Raw genomic sequence first — 520 nt, forward strand, 5'->3', positions numbered from 1 at the left:
GTCAAAGCCACGTGTCCAGTGTCTGAAACCGCTTCCAGCACCGGCTTGGATGGTTCAAGACCCGCCCGACTGGAGAAAGACGCTGAACAAGATTATTTACGTCTCCTCGGAGAACTCGAAACCCTCGAAGCCCAATTCCTTGGACTGAGGGATTATATGAAGACTGAGTGTAGGGGCAATGATGGTAACAAATGAACTTAAGTACAAAACAGCGTCATGGGGTGAAGTAAAAGCAGATGTTTATGCTGGTGAGAACTGCGATGCACACAATCCGTTTATTGAGATCTATTGCGACGGCGATATGGAATCTGACACCGCAGGCAAAATTACGTTTGACGTTCAGCGCTGGCCAGTAGGAACAAAAATAACAGTTGAAGTACCGTGCTGTCCGACATGTGGTCTTGATGCTGAATTTCAGGATAGCGCTGGTAAATGTGAATGTGGGTTTGACTGGAGAAACTGGGCCAAGGAACAGTATTCATGAACACCCTGCCACCTCAGAGACCTCAGAGTAAATGAT

General features: G+C 47.3%; 2 protein-coding genes. Both read left to right on the top strand.

Going from position 1 to position 520, the window contains the following annotated elements; translation table 11 throughout:
- A partial coding sequence (locus LG003_RS23220; RefSeq protein WP_390894169.1) for a lysis system i-spanin subunit Rz occupies positions 1 to 195 on the top strand: 195 nt, incomplete at its 5' end.
- Entirely contained in the window at positions 179 to 484 is a 306-nt protein-coding gene (locus LG003_RS23225; protein ID WP_205072973.1) for a hypothetical protein, read from the top strand. The genes LG003_RS23220 and LG003_RS23225, both read left to right, overlap by 17 nt.
- Positions 485 to 520: the final 36 nt, after the last annotated feature.

Source organism: Photorhabdus kleinii (assembly GCF_025384885.1).
Lineage (GTDB): Bacteria > Pseudomonadota > Gammaproteobacteria > Enterobacterales > Enterobacteriaceae > Photorhabdus > Photorhabdus kayaii.

Bases quoted from the DNA above. Each gene is read 5' to 3' on its own strand.
- LG003_RS23225 (WP_205072973.1), top strand. From the start codon at position 179: ATGATGGTAACAAATGAACTTAAGTACAAAACAGCGTCATGGGGTGAA.